This window comes from Streptomyces spirodelae (assembly GCF_017676385.1).
Taxonomy (GTDB): domain Bacteria; phylum Actinomycetota; class Actinomycetes; order Streptomycetales; family Streptomycetaceae; genus Streptomyces; species Streptomyces spirodelae.
The window spans coordinates 17,842-32,254 of the sequence record NZ_JAFFZN010000032.1; the positions used below are offsets into that span (position 1 = coordinate 17,842).

18 protein-coding genes are annotated in these 14,413 nt (G+C 67.7%); 9 read left to right on the plus strand and 9 right to left on the minus strand.

All coding sequences use genetic code 11. From position 1 onward, the window contains the following. Nucleotides 1-100 precede the first annotated feature (100 nt). Nucleotides 101-1,510 (plus strand): pentapeptide repeat-containing protein, encoded by a 1,410-nt coding sequence (locus JW592_RS27615; protein ID WP_209267966.1) that lies wholly within the window; start codon nt 101-103, stop codon nt 1,508-1,510. Between the two features lie 35 nt (nt 1,511-1,545). Here the strand turns inward: JW592_RS27615 and JW592_RS27620 are convergent, their stop codons facing one another. From JW592_RS27620 to JW592_RS27640, 5 genes are all read right to left on the minus strand, one after another. Further along, complete coding sequence (locus JW592_RS27620; RefSeq protein ID WP_209267967.1) at nt 1,546-1,944, minus strand: hypothetical protein; 399 nt, start codon at nt 1,942-1,944, stop codon at nt 1,546-1,548. 378 nt (nt 1,945-2,322) lie between these two features. Continuing rightward, nucleotides 2,323-2,475, minus strand: a complete 153-nt coding sequence (locus tag JW592_RS27625; protein ID WP_209267968.1) for a hypothetical protein — start codon at nt 2,473-2,475, stop codon at nt 2,323-2,325. 283 nt (nt 2,476-2,758) lie between these two features. Beyond that, nucleotides 2,759-2,926, minus strand: a complete 168-nt coding sequence (locus tag JW592_RS27630; protein ID WP_209267969.1) for a hypothetical protein — start codon at nt 2,924-2,926, stop codon at nt 2,759-2,761. A 165-nt stretch (nt 2,927-3,091) separates the two neighbouring features. Next, entirely contained in the window at nt 3,092-3,808 is a 717-nt protein-coding gene (locus tag JW592_RS27635) for a hypothetical protein (RefSeq protein WP_209267970.1), read from the minus strand. Continuing rightward, nucleotides 3,805-4,362, minus strand: a complete 558-nt coding sequence (locus JW592_RS27640; protein ID WP_307805572.1) for an RNA polymerase sigma factor — start codon at nt 4,360-4,362, stop codon at nt 3,805-3,807. Before JW592_RS27640 ends, JW592_RS27635 begins: the two co-directional genes overlap by 4 nt. A gap of 35 nt (nt 4,363-4,397) precedes the next feature. On the opposite strand from JW592_RS27640, the gene JW592_RS33255 reads away from it, so the two are divergent. The 3 genes from JW592_RS33255 to JW592_RS27650 all read left to right on the plus strand — a co-directional run bounded on the left by JW592_RS33255 (nt 4,398) and on the right by JW592_RS27650 (nt 6,643). Next, nucleotides 4,398-4,529: a hypothetical protein gene (locus JW592_RS33255; RefSeq protein WP_267878094.1), complete on the plus strand. Its 132-nt coding sequence runs from the start codon at nt 4,398-4,400 to the stop codon at nt 4,527-4,529. A 1,130-nt stretch (nt 4,530-5,659) separates the two neighbouring features. Further along, a complete protein-coding gene (locus JW592_RS27645; RefSeq protein WP_209267971.1) occupies nt 5,660-5,878 on the plus strand; it encodes a hypothetical protein in 219 nt (72 codons plus the stop codon). A 69-nt stretch (nt 5,879-5,947) separates the two neighbouring features. After that, nucleotides 5,948-6,643, plus strand: a complete 696-nt coding sequence (locus tag JW592_RS27650) for a helix-turn-helix domain-containing protein (RefSeq protein WP_209267972.1) — start codon at nt 5,948-5,950, stop codon at nt 6,641-6,643. A gap of 158 nt (nt 6,644-6,801) precedes the next feature. Here JW592_RS27650 and JW592_RS27655 read toward each other — a convergent pair whose 3' ends face one another. From JW592_RS27655 to JW592_RS27670, 4 genes are all read right to left on the minus strand, one after another. Further along, entirely contained in the window at nt 6,802-6,990 is a 189-nt protein-coding gene (locus tag JW592_RS27655) for a hypothetical protein (RefSeq protein ID WP_209267973.1), read from the minus strand. A 432-nt stretch (nt 6,991-7,422) separates the two neighbouring features. Continuing rightward, complete coding sequence (locus JW592_RS27660; RefSeq protein WP_209267974.1) at nt 7,423-8,934, minus strand: helix-turn-helix domain-containing protein; 1,512 nt, start codon at nt 8,932-8,934, stop codon at nt 7,423-7,425. 818 nt (nt 8,935-9,752) lie between these two features. Continuing rightward, nucleotides 9,753-10,388, minus strand: a complete 636-nt coding sequence (locus JW592_RS27665; protein WP_209267975.1) for an ATP-binding protein — start codon at nt 10,386-10,388, stop codon at nt 9,753-9,755. Next, nucleotides 10,385-11,143 carry a GntR family transcriptional regulator gene (locus tag JW592_RS27670; protein ID WP_209267976.1) on the minus strand — a complete coding sequence of 253 codons (759 nt, stop codon included), beginning with the start codon at nt 11,141-11,143 and terminating at the stop codon, nt 10,385-10,387. The genes JW592_RS27665 and JW592_RS27670 overlap by 4 nt, the downstream gene beginning before the upstream one ends. A gap of 324 nt (nt 11,144-11,467) precedes the next feature. On the opposite strand from JW592_RS27670, the gene JW592_RS27675 reads away from it, so the two are divergent. The 5 genes from JW592_RS27675 to JW592_RS27695 all read left to right on the plus strand — a co-directional run bounded on the left by JW592_RS27675 (nt 11,468) and on the right by JW592_RS27695 (nt 14,356). Next, nucleotides 11,468-12,046, plus strand: a complete 579-nt coding sequence (locus tag JW592_RS27675) for a hypothetical protein (protein WP_209267977.1) — start codon at nt 11,468-11,470, stop codon at nt 12,044-12,046. A gap of 182 nt (nt 12,047-12,228) precedes the next feature. Beyond that, nucleotides 12,229-12,981 (plus strand): hypothetical protein, encoded by a 753-nt coding sequence (locus JW592_RS27680; protein WP_209267978.1) that lies wholly within the window; start codon nt 12,229-12,231, stop codon nt 12,979-12,981. 196 nt (nt 12,982-13,177) lie between these two features. Beyond that, on the plus strand, nt 13,178-13,468 hold the full coding sequence (locus JW592_RS27685) for a hypothetical protein (RefSeq protein WP_209267979.1): 291 nt from the start codon (nt 13,178-13,180) through the stop codon (nt 13,466-13,468). Between the two features lie 376 nt (nt 13,469-13,844). Next, nucleotides 13,845-14,159, plus strand: coding sequence for a hypothetical protein (locus JW592_RS27690; protein ID WP_209267980.1), 315 nt, complete (start codon nt 13,845-13,847; stop codon nt 14,157-14,159). Next, a complete protein-coding gene (locus tag JW592_RS27695) occupies nt 14,156-14,356 on the plus strand; it encodes a hypothetical protein (protein WP_209267981.1) in 201 nt (66 codons plus the stop codon). The genes JW592_RS27690 and JW592_RS27695 overlap by 4 nt, the downstream gene beginning before the upstream one ends. Nucleotides 14,357-14,413 lie beyond the last annotated feature (57 nt).

A 14,413-nucleotide genomic window follows, 5' to 3' on the forward strand; every position in this document is an offset into this window, starting at 1 on the left:
ACAGCAGCGAGCGAGACTGCACCACCCCGCACCCAGTCCGGATGCTCCACCAGAGAAGAACGGGTGCAACCAAGCTGACCGCTGACCGGTCACTGTGGACATGCGCATGAAATACGTCTGGGGGAGCTCAGAGAAGCGTGGTCTGCGGCTGTGGCCTGTGGGCACGGTCCTGGCTCTTGCTTTCGCAGCAGCACTGACGGTGGTCTCGGCAGTTTTCTTCACCGGATGGGGTCTGCTGGATGCCCAGTCCCTCAAACCGGAACGCCAGGTCACTTCGAAGACGCTGTTCGAGCTGGTGAAGCTGTCGTTCGGAGTAGTCGCCGGCGCGGGCGCACTCGTGGCCTTGGTGGTGGCATACCGGCGCCAGCGCCTTGATGAAGACGCAGCGCTGCGGGAGGCAACGCGCCTGCATACGGAGCGGTTCAGCACTGCCGTCTCCCAACTCGGTGAAGGATCACCCGCCATACGACTGGGCGGCGTGCACGCCCTGGCCGGCCTGGCCGACGACGCCCCCACCCGCGACCTGCGCCAGACCTGCATCGATGTGCTGTGCGCGTACCTGCGTCTGCCCTACACGCAGAAAGAACACCTTCCCCAGGGAGACCAAGCAGCCCGACACAACTACGTTGCCAACCGGGAGGTGAGACACACCGTGATCCGCGTGATCCGAGACCGGTTGCGCCTGCCGCAAGAGCACCCTCACTCGTGGCAGGGTCACGACCTGGACTTCACATCTGTGGTCTTTGACGGAGGTGACTTCTCCGGCGCCGTCTTCCCCCAGGGCCGAGTCTCCTTCGACAACGCGGTGTTCGCTCGCGGTTTTGTGACATTCGGCGGCGCTTCCTTCTGCGGGGCCATCGTCTCCTTCGACCACACCGACTTCTCCGACGGGCTGGTGACCTTCGATCACGCGACCTTCTCAGGCGGGCGGGTTTCCTTCAACCATGGTCTTTTTTCGGGCGGCACGGTGGACTTCGTCGGCGCGACCTTCAGCGGCTCGGCGATCTTCTTCGACCGGGCACGCTTCACCAGTTCGAAGATCTCCTTCAACCGGGCACGCTTCACCAGCGGCGGTCTCAGTTTCGACAGCGCGGAACTTCTCGGAGGCGCCGTGAGAATCAACCATGCCAAGCTCGCAGGGGCCGAGATCTCCTTCGCAGATTTCTTAATCACTGGGGGACGGCTCGTAGTGCTGTCCTCGACGTTGTCCGCCGGAAGGATTGACTTCTCCGGAGCACTCATCGACGGCGGCCGGGTGACCTTCACCCGCTCACACCTTCTAGGAGCAGAGATCAGCTTCGAGAACACAGATCTTTCCCGAGGCACCGTCTCCTTCGACCGAGCCGAGCTGCAGTCCGGCAAAATCGGCTTCGATCAGGCACAGTTCGGCGGCGTCCGGGTCACCTTCAAAGACACAGTCTTCTCGGGCACCCACTTGAGCTTTTCTAACGAGCAGCCTCCCCCGCCCGGGGTGTGTCTCCCTCCCACATGGCAATCACCGCCACAATGACCCCCGGCGCCCGGAGATCCCAGAAGCCACCTCCGCTACGCATCTGGCAGGTCGACGGTGAGCGCAGTCATGGACCAGGCATCGACAGACGACAACGGTACGCACCAGGCGCGCGCCCAGTCCGGGTCTTCGACCAGGTAGAGGAACCGGGGAGCCTCCAGCGGGGCGTCCGGCCGGGTCTCGCGCAGATGCTGGCGATCCGCGCGCCGCTCCTCAGCTTCCTTGGTCAGCAGATCGAACGAGGCGGCGGCCGGGGCAGCGTTGCCGCGGCGCACCGTGTCGGCCATCAGCTCCCGGTAGCGCACCTCACTGACCAGCCGCCCCCGCAGCTGTGCCCCTCCCACCATCAGCACGACCTCGACACACACCCCGTCGCTCTCGTCGACCTGGTGCGCCATCACCGCCAGCGAGTTGTCTTCGGTCCCCATCCCCATGGATTGAGGGTATCGGTGGGCACCGCCCTCGCTGGGCGGTCCGCTTACCGCCACGAGGAGCAGCACACCACCCAGTCCCGTTCCTCCCAGCCGCCTCACTTGAGGCGGCTGGGTGCCCCTTGACCTGCCAACTCCGGTGCTCGGTCGAAGTACTCTGAAAACGTGCGTTGCAACGAAGCCGGTGTAGAGTCTTAAGAGTCAGCCAAGGGGTTGCAAGTAGGAACATCCTCCGCTGGCGGACGCGAAAAGACCCCCCGGGTGCAGACCGGAGGGCCTTCCGCGACAGTTGCACGAGCCCGGCCGAGCAGAAGGCGGTCGGGCTCGCTGCCTATTCAGCGATCCCAACCTCATCCCAGCCGGTGCTCTGGCGATGCCATGTCACCGCAGGTACTGCCACCCCATGTTGACGAACTCAACAACCTGCGCGATGTCGGCGAGGTGGCCGACTGCGCCGAGGACCGCTAAGCCCCCGACACACCACCACCGTCCGTCGTTGGGCGGCGGCTCGCCCGCTTCGTGCTCTTCGTCCATGGACTCCTCCTGTTCCCATTGGGACGGACCCGCCCGGACACAACCGGGCGGCTACCGGATTCGCACTCGCGTGTGATTCCGGAGAATCCAAAGGGAACTTAGGTGGAGCACGCTCAGCATATCGCCTCACCGGAAGTCCGTATTGCGGCTGTTCGAGCCGGTCATCTCCGGGACAACGGCGCTCTGCCTGGTTGGGCAGGTACCGAGCAGGGGTCCGTTCAGGACATCACCCGGACAGCCCGCGTGGAAGGCCCGGGGCTCTGCTGCCCCGGGCCGCGGCCGGTCAGGAACCGATGGCCACCCCCGCAACCGCTACTGCCACAGCCATGACGCCAAGGGCTACCAAAACGGGCTGGCTGACTGCGGGGCGGCGATAGGTGACGTATCCCGCAGCCGCGCCGAGCAGGAGAACGTCGAGTGCCAGCGCTGCCAGACCGGAACTGATGTACATGCATTCTCTCCAAGGGATCAGCAGTTGATCGGACGCGGCTCCGGAGCCGAAGGAGAGAATGCGGGAAGCGAAGGTTAGCCCCGCAACTCCCGCGAAAACCCGTTGGAGACTCTCATTTGCGCAGGTCACGCGGCTGCGCAAGTTTCCGCGAGAATCTGTGGCTGGTCATCCGCGTGCGGTGAGCTCTTCGATGCGGTCGGGGAAGTCCGGTTCAGGCAGAGGGAGCTCCAGGCCGTCGACCTCATCGACGGCGTCCGGCACATAGGCGAGGACGGCCGTGACGGCAGGGGTGAAGTGCCGCTTGCCCTCGCGCAGGAAGGCCAGGATGCGCAAGGTCGTCAGCAGGTCCTCACGGGTGACGAAGTCCGGCAGCATGGGTGCGGGGGCCCCCAATTCGGCCTGCGCGCGCCACAGCTCGGCCTCGTCGCGTTCTCCGTGACCCATGTGCTGGAGGTAGAGGCAGCAGGCGCCGCCGCGGGCGCCGGCGCCCGCGGCGAACTGCCACCAGAAGCGGGCGCTGTCCTCGCGCGCGGCCAGATGCAGGACGCAGCCGAGAACGAGCGCTCCTTCCGGCTCCAGGATCCGGTAGGCCAGGAAGCCCTGGAGCTGGTGGATATCCTGGGCGACCACTGTCTCGGAGAGCACGGTGAGGTGCCGCAGAAAGGCGTTCTGAGACGCGCTGTACTCGCGCCGGTGCCCTTCTTGGGTTCGCGCGGCGGCGTCCCTGACAGGCTTCATCTGGTCGTCGAAGCTGAGGGCACCGTGCCAGGTGCTGGAGGCGATCTTGTAAGACAGCCGTGCTTCCGCCCGGGTCATGTCGGCGTCCAGGTAAGGGCGCCGCTCGATGCGGGCGTTGGCCAGTGCGCGCTGGAGACGGGTCATCGTGTTTCCTCTTCTTGTCCCAGATCGAGGCTCTTCCGAAGCCGGTGTCGTGCGTAGCGGGTGGTGGAGTAGACCCCCGCTTCGGAGATGCCCAGCAGATCGGCGATTTCGCGGACGCTGTAGCCCAGGACGTAGCGGAGCACGAAGGCGTCGTGCTGCCGCTCGGGCAGCTCACGGACGGCCTCGTAGACCGCCAGGTTCTCCTCCAGAATGCCGATCGCGTCCTCGGTATCGGACAGGGCGATCGACTCGAAGGCCGCGTAGTCGGTCACCACCGGCCGGCGGCCCCGGGCGCGGGCGTGGTCGATGGTGCGGTTCTTGACCACGCGCCAGGCGTACGCGTTGGGGTTCTCGTGGGTGAGGACGCGGTGCCAGCCGAAGTACAGCTGCTCGAACGCTTCATCGACAGCGTCCTCGGCATCCGCCCGGTTGCCCAGGTACAGCTCAGCCCAGTGCACGTAGGGGGCGCGCTTGAGCTGGTGGAAGGCCCGGAAGTCGGCAGGCAGATCGACCATCGGCAGCACGTCGGCCGGGAGGCGGCGGTCTCGGGTCACGGCTGGCCCCCCGGGATCCGGTCCACACCCTCACGGTGGAGTTCGCTGACTCCGGCCCGTACACCGGCAGCTGCGGCACGGCGCAGCAGCACGACGGCATCGCGTCCGAAGACACGCAGGCCGACGGCCACGGCCAGAAGATCGGCGGCAAGTTGAAGAGTCACTGACTCGGAAATCCCCTCCGTCGTGTGGCGAAGACCGCCCCCCTGGTCCTCGGAGGTGCACTGCGCACTCTCTGCCTCATAAGGCGTACGCCACCGCCCATATGTGCAACGGATAACCCGAAAATAATGCGGAGCGTGCCACTCCGATCACGTTCCGCTCGCTGACCTGCGCTGTTGCTCCCCAGCCGCCGAACTACCCCGCGGTGTCAACGAGGTCGGGACACGTGGCACCAAGGCCATGAGGTGATCGGAGCCCCGACTGTCGCCGATGGCGCCTGAGACGCAGGAGGCGTCACCCGGAGACCCGCAGCGGAGCTGCGAGCCGTGCGAACAGAGCAGAGGATCCGTGCTGCCAGCGAAGCGCTCGTTGCAGCACGGAGGGCCGACACCGTCGCGGTGCCGGCCCTCGTGTTCCATCACGCGTGTTCCGGGCAGCGTCGGACAACGTCTCAACGACGTCGTCGGCTCTGCCTCCGGGGTTCGGACCGTATGACGGTGGTCGCCGTCTCGGTCGGGCGTGGTGTGGGGGTCTCCGCTGCCACGGAGGGGGTCCCCCGCCTAGTGCGTCCACAGCATCGGGTCACCCAGGCTCCTAGCCCGCTTCGCGGACTAATGCGCTAGATCCTGGCCTACGCACGGAGGAAACCGCAAGCGGCAATGCGCCAGCGCGACAAGAATTGAAAAATATCCCGCGCTGACCAGCGCTTTTCCCGGAGTGTCCTGTCAAGCGCGTCGATTGTTCAAGACAGTGACGCGACAGAATTTGAATAACCGTCCGGCGCGGAACGGCTGACTGTTGTTTAGTCCTTGTCGCGGTTTCGGCGGAGTGCCGTGTACTTCACGTGGACCGCTCATGACCTGCGTAAACATGCAGCCGGACGCATAGCTCTCAAATGCCGCATCTCTTGCATTGCCCCAGCTCACGCAAGAACGCGTATCTCCTGGAGAGAGAACAGTGCTGTGACAGCGCCCGGTTGGCATCCCGCCCTTATGTCGGCAGGTCTCGGTACGGTTTACGACTACCTCATTCCGACTGCCATCGGAAAGGGGTTTGAGCCCTTCGGGTTCAAGACGTCCACAGCACCGGCACCGGCCGGAGACGGCCGGTGCCACGTCTCGAAGGAGATCACCCTTTGGCTTTCCTTCTCGGGGAAGACACCGCCAGCGCCTCTGCCTCGACCGAGACGCCGTCCCGCCGCCTGTCCTGGATCGACGTCGCCCTGATGGCGCTGGTCCTGGGCGCGTTGACCGTCCTGCTGGCCGTCGGTGTTGAGCTGCCGCAGGCGCTCACCATCGTGGGCGCGGCCGGGCTCGTCACGGTCGAGTTGCGGCGCCGGCTGTCCCAGTCCTGACACGGCCAAGCCGGCCCGGGAGCGCCCTCAATGGCGCTCCCGGGCCGCGGGCTCGTGGAAGGAGAGACGATGGCCCGCCCCATGAAAGAGCTGCCCGAAACCGACACCCCGGCCGCCTCGTTCGCGAAAGAGCTGCGTGCCCTGTATGAGCAGGCCGGTCGGCCCCGCATCGAAGACATGGCCCATCGCACGGGAGTGAGCACGTCGTCGCTGTCGCAGGCCCACAGCGGGGAGCGCGCGCCGACCTGGCACATCACACGGGCCTATGTGACCGCGTGCCGGGGGAACGTGCAGAAATGGCGCGCCCGCTGGGAAGACATGCAAGCCCAGGTGTGCGCACGCCGCCTGAACTTCCAACCGGACTTCCGTCACCTTGCCTTGGACAGAGTTCCCCCCAAGGTGGTCGCCAGTGAAAAGGAACTGGCTGCCTACCTGGACCTCGTCCGGCAGGCGCGCGGGCTGAGCCTGCGCGACATCGCCCGGCACAGCCCTTACTACTCCCACCACACCTACGGGGCGGCCCTGCGCGGTGACCGGCCGTTGACGGTGCACATCCTGAGGGGAGTCCTGTCGGCGTGCCAGCTGGCTGACCCCACCACCCTGGCCCAATGGCTCATCAAACTCGCCCAAGTACGGCCAGACCAGGCCATCCACGCGAACAAACTCCTGACACGGATACGGCCGCCCCGGCCACGTCCCCGCCCCGACTCCGGAGCCCCCAACATGCGCATGAGCTTGGGCGGTGGCCCTTCACCCAAGAAATGAAAAGCCCGTAATCAGTCGCGGTCCGGCAGGTGCTCGCCTGCCGGACCGCTTCGCTGTTCACCCCCGCCCCAACGGCACTCGGCACCGGGCGGCGCCCGAGCAGCTTGCGGGGCGGCCTGGGCGGGCCGGTCTCCGTCCGGTGCGCCCAGGCCGCCGGGTTATTGGGCCGCCGCTGCGGAGGTGACCGCGAGACCGGTGAGAGTAGCCAGGAGGGCCGCCCCGGCCAGGGCGACCGTCAGCGGCGCCACGAGCGTGGGGTGGCGGTACACGGTGTAGCCCAGGACGGCGACGGCCAGGACGCTGACCACAGTCAGCAGCAGGGCAACGAGCAGAACAAGCGTGAGCATGCGGACATTCCCTCGAGTCGTTGAGTGGACGGGGGAGCGTGGGTGTTCCCCAGCCCTTGTGTCGCGGGCAGCGGCCCGGACAGCGGCGTAAGAGTCACGGATCGAGGGGTTAGCCCCGCAACTCCGTCCTGACCAGGGCATTTACGGGCTCGTCCTGCTCAGGCATCGGCACACGAACCGTGTGCCCGCACACATGTGCACGTGGGCGCGCTCCTCGCGCCCGACCCGTTCCTCCCACACCAGGGGGCTCTAGCCCCGGCAGCCGACGCGTAAGCCACGCAACCCCCGGGCGCCGGTGCCCGGGAGACGAACCACGGACCGTCTACTGGACCAACCCGAGCCCCTGTGCGGCGATCTGAGCGCCGATCACCACCCCGGATAACCGGAGAGACCGGGGCAGGGCGATCGGCACTCAGACGGCCACCCAGGGGGCTAGACGGCCTGCTGCACGGCCTGCTGCTCGGTGGTCACGGCTTCGGCAGCAGCGGCTACGGCCGCATCCCAATCGGCATCAAGGTCTTGCCTGCGCTCGTTCTGCGCGATCACGAGGCAGCGTCCGCACATGCCGTAGGCCCGTACGGGGTAGCCGCACTCGCCCCGGTGCTGGCCCCGTCCGGCACAGGTGCCATCAGGGGCGGTCGGAACGGTCATCTCGGCAGCGTAGACGCAGTTGTCGCAGGTGCCGCCGTCTTGCAGGTGCTGGCCGCAGCCGCCCTCGCACTCGGGCCACGAGGCGTACTCGCAGGCGGCGCAGGTGCCGCTCTCCCGCATCCGCCTCCCGCAGCCGCCCTCGCACTCGGGCCAGCCGGCGCAGCCCGCGCACCGCGGTTCGGGGCCGGGTACGTCGGCCAGCTGGCCGCAGGCGCAGCGCGGGGGCTGCTGGGGAGCAGGCGCAGGGCGCTGCTCGGCCGGGGCCGGGCCGGTCGGCTGTGCGGGGACCTGCGGGGCCGGGCCGGTCGGCGGAGTGGAGGGCAGTCTCGTCAGCCGTTTGGCCAAGATCGCGGCCGGGGTGTGGGTCAGCGGCTGTGGGAGCGGGGCTGTCAGCAGCGCCCAGAGTGACTCGCGGCTCCAGCCCTCTTCCAGACGGCCTGTCACCAGCAGGCCCACGTCCCGCAATGCGGTCCCGTATCCAGCCAGCATCCGGTCCGGATGCGCTGTCCCGACCTGCATCAGTAGATCCACCCCCGGAGACGACGCCGGAGCCGAGGCCCGGCCACCGGTCGACGCCGATGACTCTTCCTGGACCTCGACAGCGCCGCCCCCGTCCGTCCCTCCATCCGTCCCCGGCTCGCGCGCGCCCACCTCAGCTGTAGGGACGGACGGACGGGATTCTTCCCGTGTATCTGACTGGTTTCCCTTACGGGATTGGGGGTCTGTGAGTTCCCCCGCTGACAACTTGTAGTTCCCCCGCTGACGACTTGTAGTTCCCCCGCTCGGTGCCGAGGGTGCCCCGTCGCGGGGGGTCTGTGAGTTCCCCCGCTGCTCTGACGTGGGGTCCTTCGGGGACGTGGTGTCCTTCGGGCGCTTCTTCCCCTTGTCCGCTCGTGCCTTCTTGGGGGGTGGCGGGGCGATGGGCGGGCGGTCCTCGGGAGTCAGCGGGTCGCGTCCGAGCCGTGCGCGCTCCGCATTGATCCGCTCTACGTTGCTGAAGTAGGCGTAGGGGATGAGAAGATCCCAGACCACGGGCCGCTTGTCCGCTCGGTAATGTCTGACGAGCGACTGGTCACCCCGGGCGATCAGGCCGCGCTTCTTCATGTTCCGCCAGCAGCGCTTGACGGTCTCTTCGCTGATGTGGGCGCGAGCGGCGATCGTCTCTTTCGACAGCCACGCGCCGCACCCGTCCGGGTCGGCCTTGTCTGCCATGGTGCCCAGTACGGCGAACTCGTTGACGTCGGCGACCGGGGCGTCGCCGCTCATCACCCAGCACATCGCTTCGAGGCTCACCGGGCCACCCCCGGCCCGGCCTTCAGGCGCGGCGTGCCAGTGTCCGCTGTGGAAGCAGGGGCCGACCCGGAGGTGATGGCCGATGCCCCCATGGCGCCGAGCCGGACGCGCCACGTGGGCGGGGACGGCGCTTTGTGAACTGAGTGTCGAACGGTAGTGCGCATGGTGCGAGGTCCCCTCGAATGGGGAGCCGCGACAGCGATGGTGTGACCACGGATTGTGAGATCGGGAGGGGCGTGCTAGCCCTCTCCCGACTTGCCGCTTATCCTTGCGCAGGTGGCCCCGTATGGGAGCACCAGGCGAGGTCACCTCGCTGACACGACTCAGATGCTTGCAGGCGGAGTCGTTGCTTGATCGGCCGTCCCCGTTGGCCCGGGGGCGGCCGAAGCTTTTTTCTTAGGTCATGGCCGCCTCCCCCTGGGCGATGTCGGGGTGCCGACGCCGGTGGAGCAGAAGGCGCGCCCGCAAAGCTGGGAGGCCCCTCCAGCAGTGAGAAAGGTCATTGGCCACCTCGAATGTCGCGAAGGTGGGCGATGAACGATTGGGCTTCTGAAGCGGTCGCATAGTGGGATTGGAGAGCCTCTCCGAGGTCGGCGGAACCATCGCGAGTGATGGCAAACTCTTCCTATCCCCAGCCAGCGCTCTCTCCCCGTACGTGAGCGCGGTGTCGAGGTCGCCTTCACGGGCCGCGACGACACCGAGAGTGACCCGGGCCTCCGCGTTCCGCATGTCACCGACTGATGTCACTTTCCGTAGCGGCCAGACGCAAGCACGGTGATGGTCAATGAGTGCTGGCCTGTGTGTGCGGGAGGTGAGAGTCAATGCGGGTCGCCACCCCTGGAAGGACGTGCATGACGCAGTACGGCCAGCACGCTTTCCGGACGGCCGTCGTAAACCACATGTGGCTCCTCAGCTGTCGGGGGGTGAAATCTACCCGCGAACCGGAGCAGATCTTCCTCGCTGAATTCGATCGAGTTCGCGTCGACCAGCGATTTCGCATTGCGCTCGCGTATCCGCTCCCATCGCACCTCATGCGGAACTGGCAGGTAGACCAGTGTGGGAACGCCCCCCGCCTCTCGCACGATCGTCGCCCACTGGGCGCGCTCGCCTGGAGTCCAAAATCCGTGGTCCACCACGACATCCCTTCCGGCTCCCTGAAGCTCTTGGAGCTCCAGGGCGATGTCCTTGAGCACAGGTGCTTCCCGGACACGGAACTGTCCGCGAGGGAAGTCTCTGCCGTAGTGGCCGTAGCGGCGAAACATCTCCTCATCAGGGCAGAGACGCACCATCCCAGCCCGCTCAAGGGCGCGCGCCAAGGTCGTTTTGCCAGCGCCCGGCATCCCGGTCATGAGGATGGTGCGCGGCGCTGGCCCCTGCTGGCCAGTCAGGGCCTTGGAGCTGCTGATCTCGAATCGTCCTTCCAGCGTCAAGGTGCCGGTGTCGCGCTTGGTCATTGTGGGACCTCGGAGGTGGTCCGCCGGGTGCGGCCAGGAGCACCCAGGTCCACGCCGTACTCGAGCAGCTCGCCGTCGGCGTCCAGGAATCGTGCGGTCAGCACGAGGATGGCCGCGACGGTGTCGGACTCCAACTCCAGGACCTTGAGATCGTGCGCCGTGGCGATGCGGGCCGTCTCCTCGTCCACTCGCTTGACGACGTGGCGACCGGTGGTCTGAGCGATCAAGTCCAGCGACAGCCCGCCCTTGAGCCGCTCACTCCGGGTCAACTCTGGCAGCACCTGGGCGAATTCAGCAGGGATCCAGGACGTCGAGTGGGAGACGATGCCATGAGCATCCCGGTAGACACGACTCCGACGGATCACGTCGTCACCAGGGGAAATGCCGAGTACGTGGGCTACGTCCTCGGGAGCTTCGACTATGCCGGCGGTGTGGCCGGACGACTTCTCGCCGGTGCCCCACGACGACTGCGTCTTGCTGCTTCGGTCGTGGCGCTCCGAGCCGGAGGACAGCGAGACGGGGCGGGCCATCACCTCGGTGCCAACGCCTGGGATGCCCTGCACGAGTCCCTCTCCGCGCAGCAACTTCATCGCCCGGTCCGCGGTGGCCGTGCTGACGTTCCACTCGGTGGCCAGCGACTTGATGCTTGGCAGCAGCTCGCCCGGCGAGAGTGCCCCGGAGCTGATCAGGTCGCGGTAGTGGCCCGCGATGCGCGCGTACGGCGGCCGATTGTCGGCTCGGGGCGGCCCAGCCATGTGTCTTCGCCTCCTTCGTTCTCTGGTTGCCTCACTATACCGCTTGACACCTGAGGGTACCTGATGCAACCTGATGCAGGTAAATGCTCAGTGGTCCTGCGGGAGCGCTGAGTGAGCACCACTGCAAGACCGCAGGAAGTCGTCCGCCCTTCGGGGTGGCCGGGGTTGATAGCACCACCAAATCCTCCGGGTTCTCGACTCTCTGTTGCACGTCACAGCGCTATGCGCTGTCTGTCCGTCAGGACGCCGGACCTTCCAGCGGCCTGGCGGGCGGAGAGAGCACCGCGCCACCTTCCTGTCCCGCTGCCTGCGAGGAGACCCTCTATGCCGATCAAAGCGAAGAAACGCCCGACACGGACCCGCACCAAGAAGGTCAGCCACCGCCCACCACTCAAGCTGTCCAAGATCCCCCCGTTGGCCATTGACCTGCGGGACCCGGCGAACGCGGTCATCACCTGCGAGGACTGCGGGACTGAGTGCCCCATCACCGGCATGAAGGGCGGCAGCGTCCAAAAACTCGTGCCCCACCACACCGGCCAGGCTCATGTGCAGCCGGGCATCCGCTGCCGCAGCAGCAACCGGCAGATCGTTTTCGACCTGACGCTTCCCGAGTGGTGGCAGGCCCGGGCCGATGCCGCCAGGGAGGCCGCGAACCGGCGCCCGAGCCGCGTCACACGCAAGCCGCGAACAGCCCCGGCCCCAGCCGTCGCTCAGATCGCCACCCGGAAGACGCGCAGCGAGCCCGACGACGGCCGCCCGATGTGGCTGGTCCGCGAGATGGGGTGGGCGTCGACCTCGGCGGCGGTTCGCGACACCGATACCCGGCGCGCGCAGCTGCCCGCCGGGGAGACGCCGACGGAAGGCCCACAGATCCCCCTGGAGCCGGTCCGCATCACAGTCTGACCTCGGCCCATCCGTACGACCACGGCCCCCGCCACCCCCGATCAGCCGGGGTGGCGGGGGCCGTGGCTGCTTACGGCAGCAAGTCGGCAGCCCCTTGGCCCGCCAGGTGCATCGCTCCTGGTGCCCGAGCGGCCTTCCGCCCTGACCAGCGCAGACAACCACGAATGAAGAAGGAGACCACCATGCCGCTTGGCAACAGCTTCGAGATCACGCCGGAGGAGCTGGCCGAAATCTTCGCCCGCCTCCAGCCGTACCTCCCGAAGAACCTGAAGAAGGTCGACGCCCACCCGTACGGACTCCGCTTCGAGTTCAAGCCGTTCACCGGGCGGGAGAAAGAGCCGTTCACCCCCTCCACCTACGACGATCCGAAGCTCAGCTACGTCCAGGAGTCGGAGAACGAGGCTGAACACCTGATCCGCGAGAAGGCCCGCGTCGTCCTCGTCAACCTTTACGAGAAGGCACGTGAGGAGTGGGAGGACGCCGCCTACATCGCCGACCTGAAGGCCGTGGTCAAGGACGCACCCGGCCTCTGGAAGACCTACCAGCACGAGATGAAGGCGCTGGAGGCGGCGTACGACTACCTCCGCACCCCGGACGCCGCCACGGAGTGGCCGTCCGCGGTCTCCCGCCTGGTCGACGCCCAGAACCGCGTCAAGGCGGCCGCGGTCGCCTTCGACAAGCGGGCGAAAGAGATCGCCGAGGTCCACGACAAGCACCTCTACGCCGACCTCAGCCACGACGCCGCGCTGAAGGCCGCCGGATACCCGGAGGCCAAGGACTGGCACATCGTGGACACCCAGCGATACGGCAACAAGTCCTACATCGACCGGGACTGCTACGCGCCGCTGGAGGAGAAGGCCCGTCGCCTCATCGAGCAGCAGGACGCCCACGTCGCCAAGGTGGGCCGCTTGTCCGGTGCAACCGCCGGCGCCTGATTCCGACGAACGACCACGGTCGTCTCCACCTGGACCACTCCGGGTGGAGGCGGCCGTGGCTGCTCGTACGAACTGTTGCAGCAGCCGAACTCCCGGCCGGTCTGGCCAGGAAATGAAGCGCGGCGCCCCGGAGTAGCCCCTCCTGGGCGCCGCATCGCAACAGGAAAATCCGTGGAGGACACCTGTGCTGCACACGATGCTGACACATCCGCCGACCCCTGTCGCGGCCGGTGACGACACCGAGCCCGAACCCCAGCACGAGCGCGACACCAGCAACCCCGACTCCATGCCGGAACTCCCCCGCCGCCTCCCGCAGACGGCGACCGGCACGGCCTCCCCCACCCCGACGGTCGACGCCCACCGTCGTCTCGGCCAGCACCTCCTGGACGCCGTCCGCGCCCAGGACGAGCGCATCCCCGCCGAGCGGCGCTCGCCGCGCACCGTCGCGGAGATGCGCGCCCGCCTCGCGAACAGGGAGGCGATCTGATGGCCACGTTCGAGGAGTTGGAGGAGGCACGCCGACAGGCTGCCGAGGACCTGCAGCGCGCGAACGAGGCCGCTGACGCCCTGCGAGAGACGGCGGAACAAGCCTGATGGGCGAGACCGACGAGGACCGCCGCCTCAACCGCGACCTGGAGGACCCGGCCCCCGACTGGGAGCTGTAGCCCGCACGTGACCGATGACCTCATACGCAGGGCCAGCGCCGCACAGCACCACGCGGCGCGGGCCCTGCACTTCCACGGGATCACTGCCCACACCCGCCGCCTCCTGCACAGCGCCGCACTGCTGGCAGCGGCGGCCTGGAGGGCGGGCTACCCCGTCACCGCCCTCCACCCACCCGCCGATCGGAAGGACCCGACCCCATGCACACCACCAGCACGGCTGCCGATCTCCGACTGCGCTACGCCACCCGCCTGACAGCTTTCGTCACCGCCCGCCTGGGGCGCGACCACTACCGCCAGGCCACCGAGGTGACCCAGCGAGTGTGGAGCGAGGTGCACTCCTCCCCGCACCCGCCGCGCGCCGACGACCCGCACGCGTTCAACTGGCTCGCGGAGCGGGCCCGCAAGGCCATCGCCCGCCACCACATCAGCGCCCGCACCCACCGCCCGCAGCCCGCCGGCCGCACGGCGCCAGCCCCGATGCTGGCCACGACCCGGCTGGGGGTGGCGGCGTGAACAGGACGACGCCGACCTCTCCTCCCCGGCCCCGCGAGCTGCGGGAGGCCCGGGCCGTGCTGAAAAAGGCCAGGGCCCGCACCCACTCCGTCTCCGACCGGATCGCCTACGCCCTGGACCAAGCGCTGCTCGAGCACCCGGAGCGCCTCTCCAGAGCGGCCGACTACCCCGGATGGATCCCCGGACACCGCCGCTGACGGCCTGCCAGCTGCCTCTCCCGCCCGTCCCGCCCCCTCTGGGGCCGGTACGGGCGG